The organism is Streptomyces kunmingensis (assembly GCF_039533535.1).
GTDB lineage: Bacteria > Actinomycetota > Actinomycetes > Streptomycetales > Streptomycetaceae > Streptomyces > Streptomyces kunmingensis.
The window spans coordinates 188705-211784 of sequence record NZ_BAAATS010000030.1; the positions used below are offsets into that span (position 1 = coordinate 188705).

At 72.2% G+C, this 23080-nt stretch carries 19 protein-coding genes; 5 read left to right on the forward strand and 14 right to left on the reverse strand.

Annotated elements, in window-relative coordinates:
• Nucleotides 1-6: 6 nt before the first annotated feature.
• Both ABD366_RS34220 and ABD366_RS34225 read right to left on the reverse strand, forming a co-directional pair.
• Nucleotides 7-1764, reverse strand: coding sequence for a TIGR03767 family metallophosphoesterase (locus ABD366_RS34220; protein ID WP_324769957.1), 1758 nt, complete (start codon nucleotides 1762-1764; stop codon nucleotides 7-9).
• Nucleotides 1765-2014: 250 nt separating this feature from the next.
• On the reverse strand, nucleotides 2015-2464 hold the full coding sequence (locus ABD366_RS34225; protein ID WP_324769956.1) for an NUDIX hydrolase: 450 nt from the start codon (nucleotides 2462-2464) through the stop codon (nucleotides 2015-2017).
• A 347-nt stretch (nucleotides 2465-2811) separates the two neighbouring features.
• Here ABD366_RS34225 and ABD366_RS34230 point away from each other — a divergent pair, with 347 nt between their 5' ends.
• The gene (locus tag ABD366_RS34230) at nucleotides 2812-6138 is read left to right on the forward strand and encodes a S8 family serine peptidase (protein ID WP_324769955.1); all 3327 of its coding nucleotides are present in this window, start codon (nucleotides 2812-2814) and stop codon (nucleotides 6136-6138) included.
• A 72-nt stretch (nucleotides 6139-6210) separates the two neighbouring features.
• Here ABD366_RS34230 and ABD366_RS34235 read toward each other — a convergent pair whose 3' ends face one another.
• Nucleotides 6211-6927 carry a hypothetical protein gene (locus ABD366_RS34235; protein WP_324769954.1) on the reverse strand — a complete coding sequence of 239 codons (717 nt, stop codon included), beginning with the start codon at nucleotides 6925-6927 and terminating at the stop codon, nucleotides 6211-6213.
• A gap of 1 nt (nucleotide 6928) precedes the next feature.
• Nucleotides 6929-7444: a sigma-70 family RNA polymerase sigma factor gene (locus ABD366_RS34240; RefSeq protein ID WP_324769952.1), complete on the reverse strand. Its 516-nt coding sequence runs from the start codon at nucleotides 7442-7444 to the stop codon at nucleotides 6929-6931.
• A 184-nt stretch (nucleotides 7445-7628) separates the two neighbouring features.
• On the opposite strand from ABD366_RS34240, the gene ABD366_RS34245 reads away from it, so the two are divergent.
• A complete protein-coding gene (locus ABD366_RS34245) occupies nucleotides 7629-8648 on the forward strand; it encodes an aspartate-semialdehyde dehydrogenase (RefSeq protein WP_324769951.1) in 1020 nt (339 codons plus the stop codon).
• A gap of 96 nt (nucleotides 8649-8744) precedes the next feature.
• On the opposite strand, the gene ABD366_RS34250 is transcribed toward ABD366_RS34245, so the two are convergent.
• Nucleotides 8745-9257, reverse strand: a complete 513-nt coding sequence (locus ABD366_RS34250) for a DUF1203 domain-containing protein (RefSeq protein ID WP_324769949.1) — start codon at nucleotides 9255-9257, stop codon at nucleotides 8745-8747.
• A gap of 131 nt (nucleotides 9258-9388) precedes the next feature.
• On the opposite strand from ABD366_RS34250, the gene pepN reads away from it, so the two are divergent.
• On the forward strand, nucleotides 9389-11962 hold the full coding sequence (gene pepN, locus ABD366_RS34255) for an aminopeptidase N (protein ID WP_324769948.1): 2574 nt from the start codon (nucleotides 9389-9391) through the stop codon (nucleotides 11960-11962).
• Between the two features lie 432 nt (nucleotides 11963-12394).
• Here pepN and alc read toward each other — a convergent pair whose 3' ends face one another.
• Complete coding sequence (gene alc, locus ABD366_RS34260; RefSeq protein WP_324769947.1) at nucleotides 12395-13537, reverse strand: allantoicase; 1143 nt, start codon at nucleotides 13535-13537, stop codon at nucleotides 12395-12397.
• 85 nt (nucleotides 13538-13622) lie between these two features.
• The gene (locus ABD366_RS34265) at nucleotides 13623-14528 is read right to left on the reverse strand and encodes a LysR family transcriptional regulator (protein WP_324769946.1); all 906 of its coding nucleotides are present in this window, start codon (nucleotides 14526-14528) and stop codon (nucleotides 13623-13625) included.
• A gap of 33 nt (nucleotides 14529-14561) precedes the next feature.
• Here ABD366_RS34265 and ABD366_RS34270 point away from each other — a divergent pair, with 33 nt between their 5' ends.
• Nucleotides 14562-15035 carry a GNAT family N-acetyltransferase gene (locus ABD366_RS34270; RefSeq protein WP_324769944.1) on the forward strand — a complete coding sequence of 158 codons (474 nt, stop codon included), beginning with the start codon at nucleotides 14562-14564 and terminating at the stop codon, nucleotides 15033-15035.
• On the opposite strand, the gene ABD366_RS34275 is transcribed toward ABD366_RS34270, so the two are convergent.
• The 4 genes from ABD366_RS34275 to ABD366_RS34290 all read right to left on the reverse strand — a co-directional run bounded on the left by ABD366_RS34275 (nucleotide 15032) and on the right by ABD366_RS34290 (nucleotide 19517).
• A complete protein-coding gene (locus tag ABD366_RS34275; RefSeq protein ID WP_324769942.1) occupies nucleotides 15032-16021 on the reverse strand; it encodes an alpha/beta fold hydrolase in 990 nt (329 codons plus the stop codon). The genes ABD366_RS34270 and ABD366_RS34275 overlap by 4 nt on opposite strands.
• Before the next feature lie 128 nt (nucleotides 16022-16149).
• Nucleotides 16150-16794 (reverse strand): response regulator transcription factor, encoded by a 645-nt coding sequence (locus tag ABD366_RS34280; protein WP_324769941.1) that lies wholly within the window; start codon nucleotides 16792-16794, stop codon nucleotides 16150-16152.
• The gene (locus ABD366_RS34285; protein WP_324769940.1) at nucleotides 16758-18020 is read right to left on the reverse strand and encodes a sensor histidine kinase; all 1263 of its coding nucleotides are present in this window, start codon (nucleotides 18018-18020) and stop codon (nucleotides 16758-16760) included. Before ABD366_RS34285 ends, ABD366_RS34280 begins: the two co-directional genes overlap by 37 nt.
• Before the next feature lie 27 nt (nucleotides 18021-18047).
• On the reverse strand, nucleotides 18048-19517 hold the full coding sequence (locus ABD366_RS34290) for an FAD-dependent monooxygenase (RefSeq protein WP_324769938.1): 1470 nt from the start codon (nucleotides 19515-19517) through the stop codon (nucleotides 18048-18050).
• Nucleotides 19518-19644: 127 nt separating this feature from the next.
• Here ABD366_RS34290 and ABD366_RS34295 point away from each other — a divergent pair, with 127 nt between their 5' ends.
• Entirely contained in the window at nucleotides 19645-20226 is a 582-nt protein-coding gene (locus ABD366_RS34295) for a TetR/AcrR family transcriptional regulator (RefSeq protein ID WP_324769937.1), read from the forward strand.
• Between the two features lie 67 nt (nucleotides 20227-20293).
• Here ABD366_RS34295 and ABD366_RS34300 read toward each other — a convergent pair whose 3' ends face one another.
• Genes ABD366_RS34300 through ABD366_RS34310 form a run of 3 tightly spaced genes read right to left on the reverse strand, consistent with a single transcriptional unit; the run spans nucleotide 20294 to nucleotide 22814 of the window.
• Complete coding sequence (locus tag ABD366_RS34300; RefSeq protein ID WP_324769936.1) at nucleotides 20294-20533, reverse strand: hypothetical protein; 240 nt, start codon at nucleotides 20531-20533, stop codon at nucleotides 20294-20296.
• Nucleotides 20534-20553: 20 nt separating this feature from the next.
• Entirely contained in the window at nucleotides 20554-22605 is a 2052-nt protein-coding gene (gene malQ, locus ABD366_RS34305; RefSeq protein WP_324769935.1) for a 4-alpha-glucanotransferase, read from the reverse strand.
• Entirely contained in the window at nucleotides 22602-22814 is a 213-nt protein-coding gene (locus tag ABD366_RS34310; protein WP_324769934.1) for a hypothetical protein, read from the reverse strand. The genes malQ and ABD366_RS34310 overlap by 4 nt, the downstream gene beginning before the upstream one ends.
• Nucleotides 22815-23080 lie beyond the last annotated feature (266 nt).

A 23080-nucleotide genomic window follows, 5' to 3' on the forward strand; every position in this document is an offset into this window, starting at 1 on the left:
CGTGAACTATCCCTTGCGCAGGACGAGTTCGGTGTTGCGGTCGTCCGGGGCGCCGGAGAGGGTCGTCCGGGCGCCCGGGGCGTTGAAGGAGAGTTCGCGGTAGAGGGCGGCGAGGCCCGGCTGGCTGAGGTCGGTGAAGTCCGTGCGGTGGGGGGCGGACGACTCGATGCAGGTGGTGAAGAGGGAGAGCGTGCCGTCGTGGTTGTCGGCGATCTCGATGACGCGGGCCAGCTGCGGGAAGTCGACGTGGGAGGCGGTGGAGATCTCCCAGTAGCCGCCGGTGCCGTCCTCGCCGGAGTGCGGGGTGATGCGGTTCTTGTGGCTGTGCCCGTTGATCCAGGCGAGGACCGGGCGGTGGCGGGCCAGCAGGGCGGCGAGTTCCTTGCCGCCGTGGCGCCGCTCGCCGGGGCGGCGGGGGTCCTCGCGCAGGTTGCGCATGCTCTTGCTGGTGTGGTGCGAGAAGACGATCACGTGGTCGCCGCGCTTTTCGGCGTCCTCCAACTCGGCTATCAGCCAGCGGAGTTGTTCCGCTCCGATCGAACCCTCGTAGTGGCCGCCGGGGTCGGTCGTGTCGAGGCTGATGCCGAGGACGTCGTCGGAGACCCGGAAGGCGTAGTACTGGGTGACGGCGGCGAGGTTGGCCTGGGTGTAGCCGTGGCCGACGGGTCCTGGGCCCGTGTGGGCCGGGTCGAGGTGCGCGGCGAGGTATTCGGCGGGGGTGAACGGGGCGCGGGCCTCGTCCGGGGTGACCGCGCGCATGGAGCGGGCGTGCCGGCTCAGGAGGTCCCGGAAGGCGGCGCCCTTGGGGTCGCCGCCGTTCTCCACGTTGTCCCAGATCGCCTTGGACTCCGAGCCGGGCAGCTCCATCAGCTTGCGCCCGCCGACCGCGAACTCGGCGAAGAAGGAGTCGCCGGGCGCGTAGCAGCCGCCGGGCAGGGAGTCGTGGTTGCCGACCGTGGAGTACCAGGGGAGGTTCAGGCCCGGGCTGCGCAGTTCGGCGATCGCCGCTTGCAGGAAGCCGGGGATGCGGGGGAAGCCGTGGCGCTGCTTGTCGGAGTCGCGCAGGGGCGCGTCCGGCTGCCAGTAGAGCGGCAGTCCGCTGTTCTGGACTCCTTCGTAGTGGCGCGGGTCGCCGGTGTTGGGGGCGATGCGGCCGCCGCTCATCGTCTTGAGGAACCAGTCGAGTTCGGAGCGGGCGTTGTTGTCCGTGTTGTCGCCGGTCGTCATGACGAAGTGCAGCGGGGACGCGGTGACGGGGGCGCCCCGCAGCGCGTTGACCCGCTCGACGAGCGCCACGGCCCCGGCCACGGAGAGCGCCTCCTGCGGCCGCCAGGCGCTGGCCGTCTCCGAGCGCAGGTACTCGTAGCGCAGCGGGTGCTGTACGTCGACCAGGTGCAGGTCGGTGAATTGCACGAAGGCGGCGAGCGCGGTGCGCCGGGCCTCCCGGCCCGGGCGGGGTGTTCTCAGGTCGGAGCGGACGACGCGCTGCCAGGCGGGTCCCGCGCCGAGGCGGCGGTAGGCCGGTCCGGCAGGGGCGGCGGCGACCGAATCGAGGGTGGTGCCGCGGGTGTAGGGGGCGAGCGGGGCCGCGGGGCCCTTGCGGGAGGCGAGGGTACGGGCCGGGGCGGGGCCCGCGGCGGCCGCGGAGCCGCCTGGGGCGAGGGCGTAGCCGAGTCCGGCGGACAGGGTCACCGCGCCGGTCGCGGCAAGGAGCGTACGGCGGTCGAGTGCGGCGGCTTTGGTGACAGAGCGTGTGCGCGGCATGGCGCGGTCTCCCCGGGTGCGAACGCGTCGACAGTGACGGCGGGCCGGCGGCACCGAGGGCCGGGGCCGGGCTGCCCGCTCCTCCTGGATCGTTGGCATCGGGAGTGGCCTGCGCGTTAACGGCGACGCAACGCGCAGCGCCGATCACGGTACGTGGATCACCGTGCCGTGGCGGGCCGGTGACCGGCGGCCCGTCTTGTCATGTGCGAGGGGGAACTCACCCCCCTCACCGTCACTCCGTGTTCATCTTTCAGGGAAGGACGTGCCCGGTGGGCGGGCGCTCGCGCCAGAGCCGCAGTCCGACGTCGACGAGTTCGACGCGCGGCAGCTCCTCGACGGCGGTGAGGTCGTGCCAGGCCGCCATGTCGGTGGAGCCGTGCTGTTCGTGGCGCAGGGTGCCGGCGGTGACGGTGCCTTCGTAGACGAGGCGCAGGCCGTGGAAGTCGGCGACCGTGCCGAGCCTGCGCGGGTAGCGGCGCAGGACGGAGTGGACGCCGAGGAACGTGACGGGGTCGACGGTGTAGCCGGTCTCCTCGTCCACCTCGCGGATGACCGTGTCGTAGGGGTCCTCGCCGTGGTCCATGCCGCCGCCGGGCAGGGTCCAGCGCTTGGTGCCGTCACCGGCGACCCAGCGGGCGAGCAGGATCTGTCCGTCACGCACGCACACGGCGTACGCCGCCACCCTCAGCTCTTTGTGCATCCCCTGACGCTAGAGGTACCCGGGGGCCGCGTGCGGCCCATTTCAGCCCCTCCGGCATTTGAGGAGCGGGGCCCGGGGCGGAGCCTCGTGACTTCGGCCGAGCCACCGGTCGACCACGAAGAGTGCGAGATCTCCACGCATCGTCCAGAAGAGGGCGCCGATAAACCCCGATAAGACCCGGTCCGCGCCGGATGGCGTATGGCGGAAGTGCGCCATGGCCTCAACCCGCCCCGGACAACTCTCCCCAAACTATGGCCTCTTAAGTAAAGCTGAGCGGTCATCCGGCACCGAATTCCGGAGCCCTTTGAACACCACCTGTTGTCCCACCTTCACGTACAGGGATGCTGATGACCCCCGATCCCCAGCGCGCACCCATATCCGGCGCGAGACGCGCGGCCCGGCTCGCGGCCGCCGCAGGCCTGGTGGCCGCGCTCACCGCGGCCGGGCCGATACCCATGGCCTTCGCCGCCGAGACGGACACCACTCCGTCCGCGGACCCCGCCGTCAAGTCCGCCAGTGAGAAGCTCGGCGCGCACGACGCGCAGCTCCTCGCCGACGCGAAGGCCGACGGCGAGAAGAACGTGACCCTCATGGTCGCGACCGCCCCGGGCGCCACCGAGCAGGTCGCGAAGCAGCTCGACGCCGTCAAGGGCGGCTCCGTGGGCCGCTCCGACGACAAGCTCGGCTACGTCCGGGCGACCCTGCCGACCGGCCGGGCCGACGCCGCCATCAAGGCCGCCGAGAAGCTCACCTCCGTGCACGGCATCGACCTGCGCCAGGAGATCCAGCTCGACGACCCGACCCCGGCGGGCGACACCGCCAAGGGCGCGGCCAAGAAGGGCAGCGGCTCCTACGGCGCCCCGGGCAAGAACACGCCGGCCAAGAACCCGTACAACCCGTCCTTCGAGACGGGCGCCGTCGACTTCGTGCAGGACAACCCGAAGGCCGACGGCCGCGGCGTCACCATCGGCATCCTCGACTCCGGCGTCGACCTGGGCCACCCCGCGCTGCAGAAGACCACGACCGGCGAGCGCAAGATCGTCGACTGGGTCACCTCGACCGACCCGATCGTGGACGCCGACGCCACCTGGCGCCCGATGGCCACCTCGGTGAGCGGCCCGACGTTCTCCGTCAACGGCCGTACGTACAAGGCGGGTTCGGGGACCTTCGGCTTCAGCACGTTCGCCGAGTCCACGACCACCGGCGGCGACGCCAAGGGCGACCTGAACCGGGACGGCGACACCACCGACAAGTGGGGCGTCCTCTACGACGCCGAGGCCGGCACCGTCACCGTCGACCTGAACGACAACGGCGACTTCACCGACGACACCCCGATGAAGCCGTACAAGGACGGCTACCAGATCGGGTACTTCGGCAAGGACGACCCGAAGACGGACGTCGTCGAGCGCGTGCCGTTCGTGGTGGAGATCCGCAAGGACGTCCCCATGGACCCCTACGGCGGTGACTGGGTCGGCAAGAAGCTCGACTTCGTCAACATCGGCGTCATCGAGTCCGAGCACGGCACGCACGTCGCGGGCATCACCGCGGCCAACGCGCTGTTCGGCAACAAGAAGATGAACGGTGCCGCGCCCGGCGCCAAGCTCGTCTCCTCGCGCGCCTGCACCTGGAGCGGCGGCTGCACCAACGTCGCGCTCACCGAGGGCATGATCGACCTCGTCACCGAGCGCGGCGTGGACATCGTGAACATGTCGATCGGCGGCCTGCCCGCGCTGAACGACGGCAACAACGCGCGCTCCGAGCTGTACACGCGCCTCATCGACCAGTACGGCGTGCAGCTCGTGATCTCCGCCGGCAACTCCGGTCCCGGCGCCAACACCATCGGCGACCCCGGCCTCGCGGACAAGGTCCTCTCGGTCGGCGCCTCCATCTCCAAGGACACCTGGGCCGCCAACTACGGCTCCAAGGTCGAGAAGTCGTACGCGATGATGCCGTTCTCCTCGCGCGGCCCGCGTGAGGACGGCGGCTTCGCGCCGACGATCACGGCGCCCGGCGCGGCGATCAACACGACGCAGACCTGGCTGCCCGGCGGTCCGGTCGCCGAGGCGGGCTATTCGCTCCCGGCCGGCTACTCCATGCTCCAGGGCACCTCGATGGCGTCCCCGCAGGCCGCCGGCGCCTCCGCGCTGCTGCTCTCCGCCGCCAAGCAGAAGCACATCGACCTGACCCCCGCGAAGCTGCGCACCGCGCTGACCTCGACCGCCAAGCACATCAAGGGCGAGCAGGCGTACGCCGAGGGCTCCGGCCTCATCTCCATCGAGGACGCCTGGCGCTCGATCCGCCACGGCGCGAGCGCGCACACGTACACCGTGAAGGCGCCCGTCGACACCGCGATCGACTACGCGCTCAAGACGCCGGGCTTCGGCACCGGCATCTACGACCGCGAGGGCGGCCTGAAGGCCGGGCAGAAGAAGACCTACGACGTGACGATCACGCGTACGTCGGGCTCGTCGAAGCCGGTGCTGCACAAGCTGTCGCTGAAGAACAACTCCGGTGACACCTTCCGCATCGCCGGATCCAGCTACGTGCTGCTGCCGCTGAACAAGGCCGTCACCGTGAAGGTGCAGGCCAGGCCGGACTCGGCCGGGCTGCGCAGCGCTGTCCTCGAGGTGAACGACCCGAGGACCGAGGGCGTCGACCAGCAGATCATGGCGACCGTCGTCGTCGCCGCGCCGCTGGCCAAGCCGTCGTACTCCTTCAGCGACAAGGGCTCGGTGCAGCGCAACAGCACCAAGTCCTACTTCCTGACGGTCCCCGAGGGCGCCAAGGCGCTCCAGGTGCGGATGAGCGGCCTCAAGGCCACGAGCCAGACCCGCTTCATCTCCATCCACCCGTACGGGGTCCCGGTCGACAGCACGTCGACGCCGGACTGCTACCCGAACTACGAGAACCCGGCCAACACCTGCCGCCCGGACCTGCGTTCGTACGCGGACCCGCAGGCCGGTGTCTGGGAGATCGAGGTCGAGTCGCGCCGTACGTCGCCGCTGCTCGACAACCCGTACACGCTGGACGCGTCCGTGCTCGGGGCGTCCTTCGACCCGGCGGTGCGGACGCTGCCCGAGGCGAAGGTCGGCACGCCGGCCGCCGTCGACTGGAAGGTGACGAACGACTTCGCCGCCATCAAGGGCGGCAAGCTCCAGGGCGGCCCGCTCGGCTCGTCCAAGTCGGCCCGGCCGACCCTCGCGGACGGTGCCACGCAGACCTCGACGATCGAGGTGCCCGCGGGCGCCGACAAGCTCGACGTCTCCATCGGCAACGTCTCCGACCAGGCCGCCGACCTGGACCTGACGGTCTACGACGCGGCCGGCAACCAGGTCGCGCAGTCCGCAGACGGTGACTCCGAGGAGGCCGTCAGCATCGCCAAGCCGGCCGCCGGCACGTACACGGTCGAGGTCGCGGGCTACTCGATCCCGTCCGGTTCGACCGCGTACGACTATGTCGACGTCTTCTTCTCGCCGTCGCTCGGCACGGTGAAGGTCGACGACACGAAGACCGTGACGCTGGCCAACGGCGCGTCCACGGACGTGGCCGCCGAGGTCACCGCCGCGGCCGCCGCTCCGGAGGGCCGCGAGTTCTTCGGCGAGGTGCAGCTGCTCAACGAGCGCGGCGTCGCCGCGGGCGTCGGCAGCGTGAAGATCGAGAAGGTCACCCCGTAGTACCCGGGGTGGCTTGAGCGCGGGGGCGGACGCCGGCGGGCGTCCGCCCCTTCGCGCTGCCGGGACAGGTTCTCAGCGGTGCGGGCCCTCGCAGTTCAGGCCCTCGGCGCCGGGCAGCGCCCCGAGGATCTCCTCGCGCGCGTCGCCGACGCCCGGTCCCGTCTCCCAGTCCTGCCGGTCCCCGGCACGCACGGGCGTACGGACCAGGGTGTAGACGCCGGGCCTGAGATCCTGCCGTGCCGAGCCGTCGAGGGTCACGGCGAACGTGGGGTGCTGCTTCGCCGAGCGTTCGGGGCGGTAGTAGCGCTCGACGTCCAGGACGACCCGTACGTCCCCGTCCGCCCGCGGCGTGACGCTGACCACGGTCCCCTCCACCAGGACCCGGGAACAGGCGAGGTGCATCTCGGGCGAGTAGCCGGACTTGCCGGAGCCGGCGCCGGAGTCGGAGCCGGCCGCGGCCTTGTCGGACACCGAGTTGCTGTCGCCCGTGCCCGGCGCGCTCACCGCGAGCCACACCATGCCGCCGACCAGCCCGGCGGCGCAGGCGGCGACGAGCCCGCCGAGCGCGATCCGCAGCGGCCTGCGACGGCGCACCGGCGCGGGTGCGCGTACGACGGGTACGGGCTCGGGGTCGCGGGGGGCCGCCAGCGCGTCGCCGAGGCCACGGATCTGGTCCCGGAGCAGCGCGACATCCGCCGCGACGGCCGGGGCGTCCGGGTCGTCACCGGGCAACGGCTCCCCGGTGAGGGCGAGCATCAGGAGCCGGTCCTCCCGTGCACTGTCCTCCACGTCACACCACCTCCTGCTCGTGCAGCCGGGTCCGCAGCACGCGGACGGCCGTGTGCAGCCGGCTCTTGACGGTGCCCTCGGGCACACCGAGCTCGGCCGCGATCTCCCGGACCGGCAGATCCGCGTAGAAACGCAGCACGACCACCTGCCGCTGCTCGTCGGGGAGCCCGTCGAGGCCCTGGGCCACCGCGAGCGAGAGGACACGGGTGTCGGCGGCGTCCCGGGTGTCCTCCTGGCGCAGCGCGGCGAGGCGCTCCCCGAGGCGTTCCTGGCGGCGGCGCGCCCGGTGCCAGTCCATGGCGAGGTTCGAGGCGACGACCGCCGCCCACGCCGACACGTCCCGCGGCGCCTCCTGCCCCTTCGCCGCCCGCTCCAGGAGCCGTAGCCGCACCTGCTGGACCCCGTCGGGCAGATCGGCGTACGGCATCCCGCCCAGTGACAGGACGGCCCGCACCCGGTCCTCGACGGCGGCGTCCAGGGGGTCGTCCGGCCGACCCCCGGGTTTTCTGCGCAGCACTGCCTCTCCCCTCCCCGCGTGTGACCTACGACGCGGCAGGGAGCCGGAACGTTCGACTCCGCCTGTGGTGAACCCCACGTGTCCCGTACCTCGGACAATCGATTGGACAAGGCGGGTCTGGACAGACACATGATGGACGCACCCGCCAGGCCGGATGGCCGCACGCAAGCACGGAGGAACCCCTGTGAAGGTCGGAATCGTCGGAGCCACCGGTCAGGTCGGCACGGTCATGCGCAAGATCCTCGTCGAGCGTGCGTTCCCCGCCGACGAGCTGCGCCTGTTCGCGTCGGCGCGCAGCGCCGGCTCGGTGCTGGACGGGGTGACGGTCGAGGACGCCTCGACGGCCGACTACACGGGCCTGGACATCGTGCTGTTCTCCGCCGGCGGCGCCACCTCCAAGGCCCTCGCCGAGAAGGTCGCCTCGCAGGGCGCCGTCGTCATCGACAACTCCTCGGCCTGGCGCAAGGACCCCGAGGTGCCGCTGGTCGTCTCCGAGGTCAACCCGCACGCGATCGCGAACCGCCCCAAGGGCATCATCGCCAACCCGAACTGCACGACGATGGCCGCGATGCCGGTCCTTCGCCCGCTGCACGACGAGGCCGGTCTCGAAGCGCTGATCGTCGCCACGTACCAGGCCGTCTCGGGTTCGGGCCTGGCCGGTGTCGCCGAGCTGCACGGCCAGACGCAGAAGGTCGTCGCCGACGCCGACAAGCTCACGCACGACGGCGGGGCCGTCGACTTCCCCGAGCCGGCCGTCTACAAGCGCCCGATCGCGTTCAACGTGCTGCCGCTGGCCGGCAACATCGTCGACGACGGTCTGAACGAGACGGACGAGGAGCAGAAGCTCCGCAACGAGTCCCGCAAGATCCTGGAGATCCCGGAGCTCAAGGTCTCCGGCACCTGCGTGCGCGTACCGGTCTTTTCCGGCCACTCCCTCCAGGTGAACGCCCGCTTCGCCCGCCCGCTCTCCGTCGAGCGCGCCACGGAGCTGCTCGCCGGCGCGCCCGGCGTCGAGCTGTCCGAGATCCCGACGCCGCTCCAGGCCGCGGGCAAGGACGCGTCGTTCGTGGGCCGTATCCGCGGCGACGAGACGGTCGACAACGGCCTGTCGCTGTTCATCTCGAACGACAACCTCCGCAAGGGCGCCGCGCTGAACGCCGTGCAGATCGCGGAGCTGGTGGCGCGGGAGCTCAGCGCCAAGTAGGCGCGTCTGCGGGGTTCCGCCGTTGTCGGGTGCGGCGTGCGTCGTGGCTGGTCGCGCAGTTCCCCGCGCCCCTGGAAGGCGCACTCCGTGCGCCTCTCAGGGCCGCCGCACCTCGAAGTGCAGGCAGCCGTACTCCACCGCCCGGACGTGCACCAGCGTCACGTCCGGGTCGGTGAACGCCTCGTCGAGGGCCGTGTCGAAGCCGGCCGTCGCGTCCGCCGGGATCTCCAGGAGGCGGCCGCCCGCGATGTGCCCGCGGGCGTCGTAGCGGCGCAGTGTGCGCAGGGCGCCGGGCCGGTCGAAGGGGTAGCGGCCGGGGTCGGGCGCGTAGCCCGCGCAGTCCTCGGCGGCGGCGTGCAGGAAGACCGGGCCCTGTTCGTCGTACGCACCCGGGCGCGCGCCCGTAGCGGCGGCCCAGCGGCGCAGCGGCGCGTACGAGACGAGAGCGATCCGTTCACCTGCCTGGATCGGCAGCAGACAGCAGCGCAGCGGGGAGCCCGCGTCGTCGTCCGTGGCGGTGTACGGGACGCAGGGGCGGCCCGCGTCGTCGGTGGTCCTGAGTTCCTTGAGGGCGGCGGCTTCGATGGGGCGTGCGGTGTACCGGGTCATGGGTCGAGGGTGGCCCCGCGCGCACGTGCGCACCGGCGGAAAACGGACATCGCGCTCGCGCGCCCCCGCGTGGAAGGATGACCGGAAACTCCACAAACGCAGAACACGTAACCGCACTAGGAGATGACCGCGTGCCTGGCACCAATCTGACCCGCGTAGAGGCACAGCAGCGGGCGAAGCTGCTCACCGTTGACTCGTACGAGATCGATCTCGACCTCTCCGGCGCGCAGGAGGGCGGCACGTACCGGTCCGTGACCACCGTGCGCTTCGAGAGCGCGGAGGCGGGCGCCGAGACGTTCATCGACCTCGTCGCGCCGTCCGTGCAGGAGGTGGTCCTCAACGGCCGCTCCCTCGACGCCGCCGCCGTCTTCCAGGACTCGCGCATCGCGCTGAGCGGCCTGGAGCAGGGGCCGAACGAGCTGCGGGTCGTCGCCACGTGCGCGTACACCAACACCGGCGAGGGCCTGCACCGCTTCATCGACCCGGTCGACGAACAGGCGTACCTGTACACGCAGTTCGAGGTGCCGGACGCGCGGCGCGTCTTCGCGAGCTTCGAGCAGCCGGACCTGAAGGCCACGTTCCAGTTCACGGTGAAGGCGCCCAGCGGCTGGACCGTGATCTCGAACTCGCCGACGCCGGAGCCCAAGGACGACATCTGGGTCTTCGAGCCGACGCCGCGCATGTCGACGTACATCACGGCGCTCATCGTCGGCCCGTACCACTCGGTGCACTCCTCCTACGAGAACGCCGAGACCGGGCAGAGCGTGCCGCTCGGCATCTACTGCCGGCCCTCGCTCGCCGAGCACCTCGACTCGGACGCGATCTTCGAGGTGACGCGGCAGGGCTTCGACTGGTTCCAGGAGAAGTTCGACTACGCGTACCCGTTCGCCAAGTACGACCAGCTCTTCGTGCCGGAGTTCAACGCGGGCGCGATGGAGAACGCGGGCGCGGTCACCATCCGCGACCAGTACGTCTTCCGCTCGAAGGTGACGGACGCGGCGTACGAGGTGCGGGCGGCGACGATCCTGCACGAGCTGGCCCACATGTGGTTCGGCGACCTCGTCACCATGGAGTGGTGGAACGACCTGTGGCTGAACGAGTCGTTCGCCACCTACGCGGAGGCCGCCTGCCAGGCGTACGCGCCCGGGTCGAAGTGGCCGCACTCGTGGACGACGTTCGCCAACTCCATGAAGACGTGGGCGTACCGGCAGGACCAGCTGCCCTCCACGCACCCGATCATGGCCGAGATCAACGACCTCGACGACGTGCTCGTCAACTTCGACGGCATCACCTACGCGAAGGGGGCCTCGGTCCTCAAGCAGCTGGTCGCCTACGTCGGCGAGGACGAGTTCTTCCAGGGCGTCCAGGCGTACTTCAAGCGGCACGCCTTCAAGAACACGCGCCTGTCCGACCTGCTCGGCGCCCTTGAGGAGACCAGCGGCCGCGACCTGAAGGCCTGGTCGAAGGCGTGGCTGGAGACGGCGGGCATCAACGTCCTCCGTCCCGAGATCGAGACCGACGACCAGGGCGTCATCAGGTCGTTCGCGGTCCGCCAGGAGGCGCCGGCCCTGCCCGAGGGCGCCAAGGGCACCTCGACGCTGCGGCCGCACCGCATCGCGATCGGCCTGTACGACCTCGACGACGCGAGCGGCAAGCTGGTGCGCGGCGAGCGCGTCGAACTCGACGTCACCGCGGGTGAGTCGACGCAGGTGCCGCAGCTCGTCGGCAAGCGCCGCCCGGCCGTGATTCTGCTCAACGACGACGACCTGTCGTACGCGAAGGTCCGCCTCGACGAGCAGTCCCTCGCCGTCGTCACGGAGCACCTCGGTGACTTCGAGTCCTCGCTGCCGCGCGCGCTGTGCTGGGCGTCGGCCTGGGACATGACGCGCGACGCGGAGCTGTCCACCAGCGCCTACCTGGACCTCGTCCTCTCCGGCATCGCCAAGGAGTCCGACATCGGTGTGGTGCAGTCGCTGCACCGGCAGGTGAAGCTGGCCATCGACCTGTACGCGGCCCCCGCGCACCGGGACACGCTGCTGGCCCGCTGGACCGAGGCGGCGCTGACGCATCTGCGTACCGCGGCGGCGGGCAGCGACCACCAGCTCGCGTGGGCACGGGCGTTCGCGGCGACGGCCCGTACGCCGGAGCAGCTCGATGTCCTGGACGGGTTGCTGGAAGGCTCGCAGACCATCGAGGGCCTCGCCGTCGACACGGAGCTTCGCTGGGCGTTCGTGCAGCGGCTCGCGGCGGTCGGGCGGTTCGACGAGTCGGAGATCGCGGCCGAGTACGAGCGGGACCGCACGGCCGCCGGTGAGCGGCACGCGGCGACCGCCCGGGCGGCGCGGCCCACTCCTGAGGCGAAGGCGGAGGCGTGGGCCTCGGTCGTCGAGTCGGACAAGCTGCCGAACGCGGTGCAGGAAGCGGTGATCGGCGGTTTCGTCCAGACCGATCAGCGGGAGCTGCTGGCGCCGTACACGGAGAAGTACTTCGAGGCGCTGAAGGGGGTGTGGGACTCGCGGTCCCACGAGATGGCCCAGCAGATCGTGGTGGGTCTGTACCCGGCGGTGCAGGTGTCCGAGGCGACGCTCGCCCGGACGGACGCGTGGCTGTCGTCCGCCTCGCCCAGTGCGGCGCTTCGTCGTCTGGTGTCGGAGTCGCGGGCCGGGGTTCAGCGGGCCCTTAGGGCGCAGGGGGCGGACGCGTAGCCCTCCGGGTGTGCCGGGCCGTGGTCGTACCCCGGCCATGCCCCGGCGGCCCGTCCTTTTGCGCAGTTCCCCGCGCCCCTGAAGAGGTTGTTACTCGGCTGCGGGCCGGCGGGGGCTGATCGCGCAGTTCCCCGCGCCCCTGGCGGAGTTCTTCGGCTGCGGGGCGGTGGGGGTTCTCGCGCAGTTCCCCGCGCCCCTGGGGCTTGCGGCTTCGCCGCTGCCCCTTGAAATGGCGCACGTAGTGCGCATTTCAGGGGCGCGGGGAACTGCGCGAGCAACCACGACGGCGGCGCACCCGCACACGCACCGCAATCCCTCCGGCGGAACCGCGCGAGCAACCACGACGGCGGCGCACCCGCACACGCACCGCAATCCCTCCGGCGGAACCGCGCGAGCAACCACGACGGCGCCGCAGCCGCACACGCACCGGAATCACCCGCGGCGGAACCGCGTAACCAGCTCCGCGCGACCCGCTTCCGTCAGAGCTCCGTGCACCCGCATCCGCGCCACACCCCCGTCAGGGAACGCGTCCAGCCGGACATGCGTAGCCACAACCTCCGCGCCGAGCGCAAAGCGATGCAGCGTATCCGGCTGAAGCCGCGTACGCGGGATGATCTCGAACCACTCCCCGCTCTCACCGTCCCGCCCGCTCAGCGCAGCCCACCCCGCCGAATTGCCCTTCAAGTAAGCCGTGTCGATCTCGACCGCCCGGATCGATCCCTGCGCGGCGAGCCGGAAGCGGACCCAGTCGTTGGTGCCGTGGACGCGGCGGCGCCGGTTCTCCCAGCCGTCGTCCATCTTGCGCGAGGTACCGGGCAGGATGATCTGCGTCGGCGAGGAGTAGAACCGGTCCGACGCGTCCTCGTACACACCCCCGTTGAGTACGGAGACCAGGTCGACCGTGCCGAGCAGGCCGAGCCACTCGGGGTCGGGTATCACCTCGCCGTGGACGCGCAGCCGGGCGATGCCCCCGTCGGGGTGCTGGCAGACCCGCAGGTGGGTGAAGCGCCGCTCGGAGGTGACGGTGAAGGCGTTGGCGGCGTGGCCGCGGACCTGGGCGCGCGGGACGATCTCCTCCCACTTCACGTCGTCGGCGAGCAGCTCCTCGGGGCCGGGCGCCCCGGGTACGGCGGCGGCCTGGATGCTCACGCCCTGCGGGTAGTTGCCGCGGAAGTGCGCGGTGTCGACGACGATGCCGCGGATCACGCCGGGCGCGCCGAGCCGCACGATCGCCCAGTCGTGGTCCTCGGGCGCCGGGAACGGCGAGCCGGCCGTGCCGCGGCGGCGCCGGGTCTCCCAGCCGTCCATGATCTTGCCCTTGTGCCCGAAGTGCTCGGGGTCGAAGACGGCCCGTTCGCGCACGAGGAGGTTCTCGCGCTGGGCGAAGAACTCGTCGTTGGCGGCGACGACGCCGGCTCCGAGCCGCCGGTCGGCGAGGTCGACGAGCTGGTCGAAGCCGGTGGCGTCACCGAAGGCGCGGTAGTCGGCGTACGGGTCGCCGCCGGCGTAGGGGGCGGCGTCATTGGCGTGCGGGTCGGCGGTGTGCGGGGCCTCGGGCGTTGGGGTCGTCGTCATGGACGTAGCGTCGGGCACGCCGAACACTCAGGTCCATCGAAAGTTTTTGGAGTGCATGTTCAGCAGAACTGAATGATCGGGCCGCTCAAGGGCTCAGCGCCTCCAGGACCCGCCGCACCGTCGCTCCCGCCTCCGCCCCCTTGCGTACGGCCGCCACCACATGCCGTACGGGGCGGTCGGCGCCCAGTGCGCACATCGCGACGCCGTCCCGCCCGGCCGCCGCCATCCGCGGTACGAGCGCGACGCCCATGCCCGCCTCGACCAGGGCGAGGATCGCCGTCCACCCGGCCGCGCTGTGCGCCTGCTCGGGCACGAATCCGGCGGCCTCGCAGGCGGCGATGGTGATCTCGGACCAGGGGCCGGAGCCGCCGAAGATCCACGGCTCGCCCGCGAGATCGGCGAGGCGCAGGCCCGGTTCCTCCGCCAGCGGGTGGCCGACCGGCAGGGCCACGTCCAGGGGGTCGGCGAGCAGCGGTACCCGGGTGAACTTCGGATCGCGGGCGGTCGGCGCGTGCACAGCGAGCGAGAGGGCGAGGTCGACGTCGCCGGACGCGAGGAGTTCGTAGGCCTGGCCCGCCTCCGCCTCGCGCACGCGGACGGTGATCCCGGGGTGGGCGGCGCGCAGCGCCCGTACGGCGGGCACGACGAGGGCGGGCACGGCGGTGGAGAACGCGGCGACCCGTACCGTCCCCGAGTCCCCCTGCACGTGCTGCTCCAACTCGGCGTCGGCACACTCCAGTTGGGCGAAGACGGCGTCCGCGTGCACCAGCACGAGATGCGCCGCGTCGGTGAGCCGCACCCGCCGCCCCTGCGCCTCCAGGAGCGGCACCCCGAGCTGCTTCGCCAGATTGGTGAGCTGCTGCGACACCGCGGACGGTGTCATGAGGAGCGCCTGCGCGGTGGCGGTGACCGTGCCACGCTCGCGCAGGGTGCGCAGGATCACCAGCTTCCTGATGTCCCACCGGTCGGGCCTCGGCGCTCGCTCGCTCATACGCCACAACGTAACCCGGCCTACGCTGACGGCATGAGCCAGACGGTACGGATCCGGGCGGCCCGCCCCGACGAGGCGGAGCAGCTGAGCGCGCTGGCCCTGCGGTCGAAGGCGCACTGGGGGTACGACGAGGCGTTCTTGGCGGCGTGCGTCGCCGAGCTGACGCTGCGGGCGGAGGAGGTCGCGCGGCGGCGGACCGCGGTGGCCGAGGCGCCGGACGGGCGGCTCGTGGGCCTCGCGACGCTCGAAGGGCGGCCGCCGCGCGGCGAGTTGGGCCTGATGTTCGTCGACCCGGACGCGATCGGCGGCGGCGTGGGCCGGCTCCTCTTCGACCATGTGCGCGAGGCGGCACGCGCCGCCGGTTTCACCCGCTTCGGCTGGGCCGCCGACCCGAACGCGGTCCCGTTCTACGAGGCGATGGGCGGACGCCGGGTCGGCTCGGTCCCGTCGGGGTCGCTCCCCGGCCGGGTCCTGCCGCTGATGGAGCTGGAGCTGCGCGGCCGCTAGGGAAGGGCGGCCAGCCACTCCACCAGCAGGCGGTTGACCTCGTCGGGCCGTTCCTGCTGGATCCAGTGCCCGGCCCCGTCGAGGACATGGGAGGCGACGAGGCCCGGCAGGGTCTTCGGGAACGCCTCGATCGCGTCGGCGAGCCACGTCGTGGACGCGTCGAGCGCGCCGCCGACGAAGAGGGACGGCTGCGGGACGGGGGCGCCGTCGTACGGTTCCAGGTCGGCCCAGTCGCGGTCCATGTTCCGGTAGCGGGCGAGCGCGCCACTGAGCCCGGTACGTTCGAACTCGCCCGCGTAGGAGTCGAGTTCGGCCTCGTCGAGCCAGGCGGGGAGGCGGCCGGGCGAGGGGAAACGGTCCCGCAGCCGGCCGCCGTGCGCCACGAAGTGCGGGTCGGGGTCCGAGGGTCCGGGCATCGTGTCGGCGGACAGCGCCGCGTAGAACCCGGCCAGCCAGCCGCGTACGTCGGGCTCGATCTCGGCCTCGGCGCGGCCGGGCTCCTGGAAGTACGAGACGTAGAACTCCTCGGGCCCGCCCGCCATCCCGGCGAACACCTCGTTGGGCCGTGGGCCGCCGCGCGGCGCGTAGGGCACGCTCAGCAGGCCCACGGCGCGGAAGACGTCGGGGCGCAGGAGCGCCGAGTTCGCGGCGATGTTCGCTCCCCAGTCGTGCCCGACGACGACGGCGGACTCCTCGCCGAGGGCGCGCACCACGGCGGCATTGTCCTCGACGAGCTCCGTCATCCGGTAGGACTCGGTTCCGGCCGGCCGGGAGGAGCGCCCGTATCCGCGTACGTCGATGGCGACGGCCCGGTATCCGGCGGCGGCCAGGGCCGGGAGCTGGCGGCGCCAGGAGTACCAGGACTCCGGGAAGCCGTGCAGGAGCAGGACGAGCGGGCCCGTGCCCTGCTCCACGAGGTGGGTGCGGCCGGCGGGGGTGGGGACGAGGCGGTGGACGGCGGCGGTGACGGGCGGCTGCTGCGTCATGGGGACCTCCGGAAGTGGTGGCGCCGTGTGGTCTTGCCCGGCGCCGCGGTGCCTCGATCGTCTCCCCCACCGGTCCACACCGCCGCGCCTTGTTGCCGGACCGGCAAATCCCGCTGCCGGCCACGGGGCTAACCCTCCAGGTACGCCAGCACGGCCAGTACCCGGCGGTTGTCGCTCTCGCCGGGCAGCAGGCCGAGCTTGGTGAAGATGTTGCCGATGTGCTTGGCCACGGCCTTCTCGGAGACGAACAGGGCCTCCGCGACACCGGCGTTGGAGCGCCCCTGCGCGAGCATGCCGAGGACCTCGCGTTCGCGGGCCGTCAGCGAGCCGAGCTTGCGGTCGCGGATCTTGCGGGCGAACAGCTTCGAGACGACCTCCGGGTCCATCACGGTCCCGCCGTCCGCGACCTGCCCGATGGTGCGCAGGAACTCGCCGCCGTTCGTGACCCGGTCCTTCAGGACGTAGCCGACCGCGCCCGCGCCGTCCGCCAGCAGCTCGTGCGCGTACAGCGGCTCCACGTACTGCGAGAGCAGCAGCACGGGGAGCCCCGGCACCTGGGCGCGGGCGGCGAGCGCCGCGCGCAGGCCCTCGTCGCTGAAGTCCGGCGGCAGGCGTACGTCGACCACCGCGACGTCGGGCCGCTCCTCGACGAGGACCTTGCGCAGCTCGGTCCCGTTGTCGACGGCGGCGACGACCTCGTGGCCGTAGGCGCCGAGGAGCCGGACGAGACCGTCCCTCAGCAGGAAGTGGTCTTCGGCGACGACAACGCGCACGGCACCTCCAGCGAGATCTGGGTCGGCCCGCCGGCCGGGCTGTTGACCGCGAGGACGCCGTCGAAGGTGGCCAGGCGGCGCTCGATCCCGGTCAGGCCGCTGCCCCGGGCGGGGTCGGCGCCGCCGCGCCCGTCGTCGGTGACGCTCACGCGAAGGGCCGAGCGGGCGGTGTCGTAGCCGATGTCGATCCACAGCCGTTCGGCGTCGCCGTGCTTGGCCGCGTTGGTCACGGCCTCGGCGACCGCGAAGTACACGGCGGACTCGACGGGCGCGTCCGGGCGGCCGTCGAGGTCGACCGTGACCTCCGCCTCCAGGGGGCTCAGCAGCGCCAACGACCGTACGGCGTCGGCGAGTCCGCGGTCGGCCAGGACCGGCGGGTGGATGCCGCGGACGAGATCGCGCAGCTCCTGGAGCGCGGCGACGGAGGAGGCGCGGGCCTCGGCGAGCAGGACGCGCACGGCCTCCGGGTCCTCGGCGAGCCGGTGCTCGGCCGCGTCGAGCGTCATGCCCATCGCGACGAGGCGGGCCTGGGCGCCGTCGTGCAGGTCCCGCTCGATGCGCCGCAGTTCGGCGGCCGAGGTGTCGACGGCGTCGGAGCGGGTCGCGGCCAGGTGGGCGATGCGGGCGGCCATCAGCTCCTGCTCGCTGGGGGCGAGCGTGGCCCGCACGAAACGGGCGTGCCGGTCCACGGTGCCGGGTGCGAGCCACAGACCTGTCTTGGCGACGACCAGGCCGAGCAGGCCCGCCATCAGGGCGGTCGGCAGGTTCCGGACGGGCACGAACATGTACCAGAGGCCGTCCCAGCCGGCGTCCCTGGCCAGGTACGGGCCGAACGCGGCGAGGAACAGCCCCCACAGGCCGAACAGGACGAGGGCGCCGGGGACGCAGGCGATGAGGCCGCCGACGAACGAGTACATCGTCGTCCAGCGCCATTCGCGGAACCGCTGCGCGTCGCCGAACAGCCACCGGTAGCGGGCGAGGAGGCCCCGGCTCTCCTTCTCCTGCCCGATGGGCGCGCTCGGCGTCGCCTCGACGGTGATGCCCGACCACTCGGCGGCCAGCGCCCGCTCGCGGTCCACCATGCGGCGCATCCCGGCCGCGGCGCCCGGCAGCAACCCCGGGACCGGTGTCCACACCGCGAGGTGGACCATCGTCGACCAGTGCACCGCCACCACCGAGAGCCACCACAACCGATGACAGCGCTTCAGCGCCTCGATCCGCTTCATGTCCCCCAGCTCCCCTGTTCGTCCGCCCTACCGCAATGAGTATGTGACGAACTCCCGGGGGAAGTCGGTGGACTTAACTCCCCCTTCCGCGTCCCGCGCCGCCCACGCCGCGTATCCGTCGGGCCGCACCAGCAGAGCGGTCCGCCGGCCGCTCGCCCAGTGGGCGACGCGGAGCCCGTCGCTCTTGTACGCGGTCCCCTCGGGCAGGATCAGGACGAACTCGCCCCCGCGCAAAGCCTCGTAGAGCCGGGTGCCGTCGGCCAGCGTCACGTCGGGCACCCGCTTGCCGACGAGCGGGTGCGCGCCCTTCGGGGCCGGGTAGGCGAAGCCGATGCCGGTGATCTGCCCGACGGCGCGGGTGCGGGCGGGGCGGACCCGGCCGAGGAACGCGGTGAGGGCGGCGCGGCCGGCGAGCGTCCAGGGGCGCTTGGCCATCGCCATCCGCACGATGCCGCCGCTGCTGCGCAGGACGGCCTTGCCGATGGGGTGCCGCTCGGCCTCGTAGGTGTCCAACAGGGCTTCGGCGGCACGCCCGTTGACGACGGCCGCGAGTTTCCAGCCCAGGTTGGCGGCGTCCTGGAGGCCCGTGTTCATGCCCTGTCCGCCCGCGGGGGTGTGCACGTGCGCGGCGTCGCCGGCGAGCAGGACGCGGCCCACCCGGTAGTGGGGGGCCTGGCGTTCGTCGCTGTGAAAGCGGGACATCCAGCGGGCGTCGTGCATGCCGTAGTCGCGGCCGAGGGCGAGCCGGGCGATCTCCTTGACCTCGTCGAGGTCGAGGGGCTCGCTGTCGGCCACGTCGCGGGACCGGTTCCAGCCGATGACGCGGTAGTACCCGTCGCCGAAGGGCGCGATGAAGGCGAACGCGTCGCCGACCGCGTTCACCGTGAGCAGGTTGTCCGGCTGCTCGGTGAGGCGGACGTCGGCGAGGACGACGGAGCGGATGACGGACTTGCCGGGGAAGGGCAGCCCCACGGCGTTCCGTACGGCGCTGCGCATGCCGTCGGTACCGACGACGTAGGAGGCGCTCAGCTCCGCCGGCTTCCCGTCCTTGTCCCGCACCTGGAGGGTGACGCCGTCCGTGCCCTGGGTCAGGCCCGTCACCTCCGTCTCGTAGGAGAAGGAGACCCCGGCCTCGTCCGCGCGCCGCCGCAGGGCCTTCTCGACCTCGTACTGCGGGACGACGAGGAGGTGGTTGAAGCGGGAGTGCAGTCCGGACAGGTCGACGGAGAGGCTGCCGAAGAGGCGGAGCCGGTCGAGCGTCCTGCCCTTCTCCTCGATCTCGTCGGCCAGGCCGCGGGCGTCGAGCTGCTCCAGGGTCCGGGCGTGGACGACGAAGGCGCGGGAGAGGTTGCTGATCCGGTGGGAGCGCCGCTCCACGAGGGTGACGGGGACACCGGCGGCGGCGAGGTCCCCGGCGAGCAGCAGGCCGGTGGGGCCCGAGCCGACGACGATGACGGAGCGGTCGTGCGGGGTGCTGTGGTGCGCGGTGCCGTTCATGAGGCCTCCTACGACCGTATGTGACCGTGCCGACGCCCGTCGGTCAACGGCTGTTGGTCAACGCTTGTTGGCAAACGTAGGGCCGCACCCCTGGACTGTCAACACGTGTTGGCCTACGTTTGTTGGCATGAGTGATGAGCAGCAGGCGGGGCGCCGTTCCGACACCACCCGGGCCTCGATTCTGGCCGCGGCCCGTGAGCGGTTCGCGGCGGACGGGTACGAGCGGGCCACGATCCGGGCCATCGCACGCGACGCCCGTATCGATCCGTCCATGGTGATGCGCTACTTCACGAACAAGGAAGGCCTCTTCGCGGCGGCCGTCGCCCTGGATCTGGAACTGCCTGATCCGGCGGACGCCCCGCGCGAGGAGCTCGGCCGCACCCTGGTACGCCACTTCGTGAACCTGTGGGAGGAGAACGAGGTGCTCACGGCCCTGCTGCGGGTCGGCGTCACCAATCCGGCCGCCGCCGAACGGATGCAGGGCGTACTGCGCGACCAGTTGATCCCGGTGGCCCGCCATGTGTGCCCCGACCCGGAACAGGCGCCCGCGCGGGCGGCGTTGTGCGCGTCCCAGGTGCTCGGGCTCGCGCTGACCCGGTACGTGCTGCGCTTCCCGGCGAGTGTGGCGCTGAGCGGCGAGGAGATCGTGGACTGGCTGGCCCCCACCCTGCAGCGCTATCTGACCGCCGAGTTGCCGCACACACCGTGAGAACGCGTCGAGGGCACCCACCGCGACGGATGCGCGGCGGGTGCCCTCGACGGGAAAACTCTGCGGGTCAGCCCTGCTTCGGGTGCTTGCGCGACTTGTCGCCCAGCATCACGAGACCGGCGATCACCAGGAAGATGACGATCGGGGCCACTACGTAGAGGCCGAGCGTATCGATCACGCTCAGGCCCTTACCCGGGTCGTCGCCGTCGTCGCGCGTCAGCGCGAGCGCGGGGGACGACATGAGCAGCATCATCAGCGTCGTACCGGAGGCCAGGGCGCCGGCGCGCAGGGCGTTCTTCTTGTCCACGGTGCCAACGTAGCGAACGCCTAAACGCCGCGCGCGTCCGGGGGGCCTATAAGGGGCACGGCCGTTCCCGCGAACACATGAAGGAGCGCGTGCGCCCGGGGGGAGGCGGCCAGTTCCTCCAGGGTGACGGGGCGGCCCGCGGCGTCCGCTACGGGCAGCCGCCAGTTCGGGTACTCGGCCCAGGTGCCGGGCAGGTTCTGCGGGCGCCGGTCGCCCACCAGATCGGGCAGCCAGAGGCCCACCATGCGGGCCGGGGTGCGCAGCAGGAAGCGGTGCACCGCACGGATCGCCTCCTCCTCGTCGTGGTGGCTGCCGGGCGGCAGCACGCCGAGCCGCGCGAACAGGTCGAGCCACTCCGCGATCTCCGCCGCCGCCTCGGCGGGCGTCGCCGTGGACAGGGCGAGCCGCTCGCGCAGCCGCACGTCGTCGCCGGAGAGCCGGGCCGCGGTGGACGGCAGGTCGTGGGTGGTGGCCGTGGCGACGCAGTCGGTGCGCCACTCCTCGGCCGGCACCGGCCGGCCGTCACCCTCGGGCGGGTACCTCCGCTCGAACCACAGCACGGATGTGCCGAGCACCCCGCCCTCGCGCAGCCGCTCCCGCACACCGGGTTCCACGGTGCCCAGGTCCTCCCCGATGACGTACGTGCCCGAGCGCGACGCCTCCAGGAGCAGTACCGCCAGCATCGCCTCGGCGTCGTAGTGGACGTACGTGCCCTCGGTCGGGGCCTCGCCCTCGGGGATCCACCAGAGCCGGAACAGGCCCATCACATGGTCGATACGGACGGCGCCCGCGTGCCGCATCAGGTTGCGCAGGAGGTCGCGGAAGGGCGCGTAGCCGGTCGCGGCGAGGCGGTCGGGGCGCCAGGGGGGCAGGCCCCAGTCCTGGCCGCGCGCGTTGAACGCGTCCGGGGGCGCGCCCACGCTCATGCCCTGCGCGAAGACGTCGCGCTGCGCCCACGCGTCGGCGCCGCCCGGGTGCACGCCGACCGCGAGGTCGTGCACGAGCCCGATGGGCATGCCCGCGTCGCGCGCGGTGCGCTGGGCCGCGGCCATTTGGGTGTCGGTGAGCCAGGCGAGCCGGCTGTGGAAGTCGACGCGGTCCGCCAGCTCGCGGCGCGCGCGGGCCGTCTCAGGCGAGCGCGGGTCCTGGAGGGGGGCGGGCCAGGAGTGCCGGTCGGGGCCGTGGCGTTCGGCGAGCGCGTTGTACGTGGCGTGGTCCTCCAGGGCGGTGCCCTGCTCGGCGAGGAAGTCGCAGTAGGCGGCCCGGCGTCCGGGGCTCAGCGGAACCGCCTGGACGGCTTCGAGGGTCTCCCGCTTCAGCGCCCACACCGCGTCCCGGTCGATCAACCCCTCGTCGCGCAGTACGTCTTCACGCAGCCGGGCGGCGTCGCCGGCGCGCGAGGGGACGTACGCGTACTCGGGGATGTCCTCGAGCCGCAGATGTATCGGGTCGGGGAACCGGCGCGACGAGGGGCGGTACGGGGAAGGGTCCGTGCCGAGCTCCGGGCCGCCCGGGACCGCCGCATGCAACGGGTTGACCTGGAGGAAGCCGGTGCCGTGGGTACGGGCCGACCACGAGGCCAGGTCCGCCAGGTCGGCCAGGTCGCCCATGCCCCAGGAGCGGGCGGAGAGCAGGGAGTAGAGCTGGACCAGGAGGCCGTGCGTACGGGTGGGCGGGAGCGGGGCCTTGCGCGGGGCGGCGATCAGATGGGCCGTCGCTGTGGCCCCGGCGGGGGTTCGCGCCGTGAGCGTGTGCACCCCCGGTGGGGGGCTGTCATGGTCGCCCAGTGACGCACCCGCCAGGGACAGGCGCGTGCCCTCGGGGAGTTCGTCCAGCCAGCCCGGCCTCGGCCCCTGCAGCCACCACACCACCGTCGGCGGCAGCAACCGCCGCGCCGTCTCGGCCTCCCGCGCGGCCAGCGCGTCCCGGGCCGCCTCGGGGGTGCCGGCGTCCACGCCGAACGCGGCGAGCGCGGCCGTGACCGCCGCGTCGGAGGCGCGGACCGTCTCCCCGGGCGACGGGGAGTAGGAGGTGGCGACGCCGTACAGCTCGGCGAGCCGGGCCAGGCTCATCCCGCGGCCAGGCCGCTCGGGGTGGGCTCGGAAGTCAGGGGGGCCGCGTCCGTGAGGGGCGGCTCGGACGTCAGCGGGGCGTAGTCGGCGAAGCAGGGTTCGCTGGTCAGCGGGGGCTCGGCGGACGACGTGGTGGTGTCCGCGCCGGTCGTCGCGGTGTCCGCCTGTTTGGAAAGGGCCGAGAGCAGAAGGTGAGCAGATGCGGCCACGAAGGCCTCCTTCGTCAGAGAGCTGCTAGGTCTCGTTCGTGTCGGGAGTCGGAAGTCCTACCCAGTCGACGCGAACGCAGACCTGTACGGGCGGACAACGTGTTACTGCTCACATTGTGGACGACGAAAAGAACTTGATCAGAGGAGAGGGAAAACCGGAGAACCTTCAGCCGACTACCAGCCATTCACTTCCGGAACCATCCCTCTCACTTCTCACGCACCGCCGGACGACTATGTACTCGGTACATATACGCGGTACATAATGA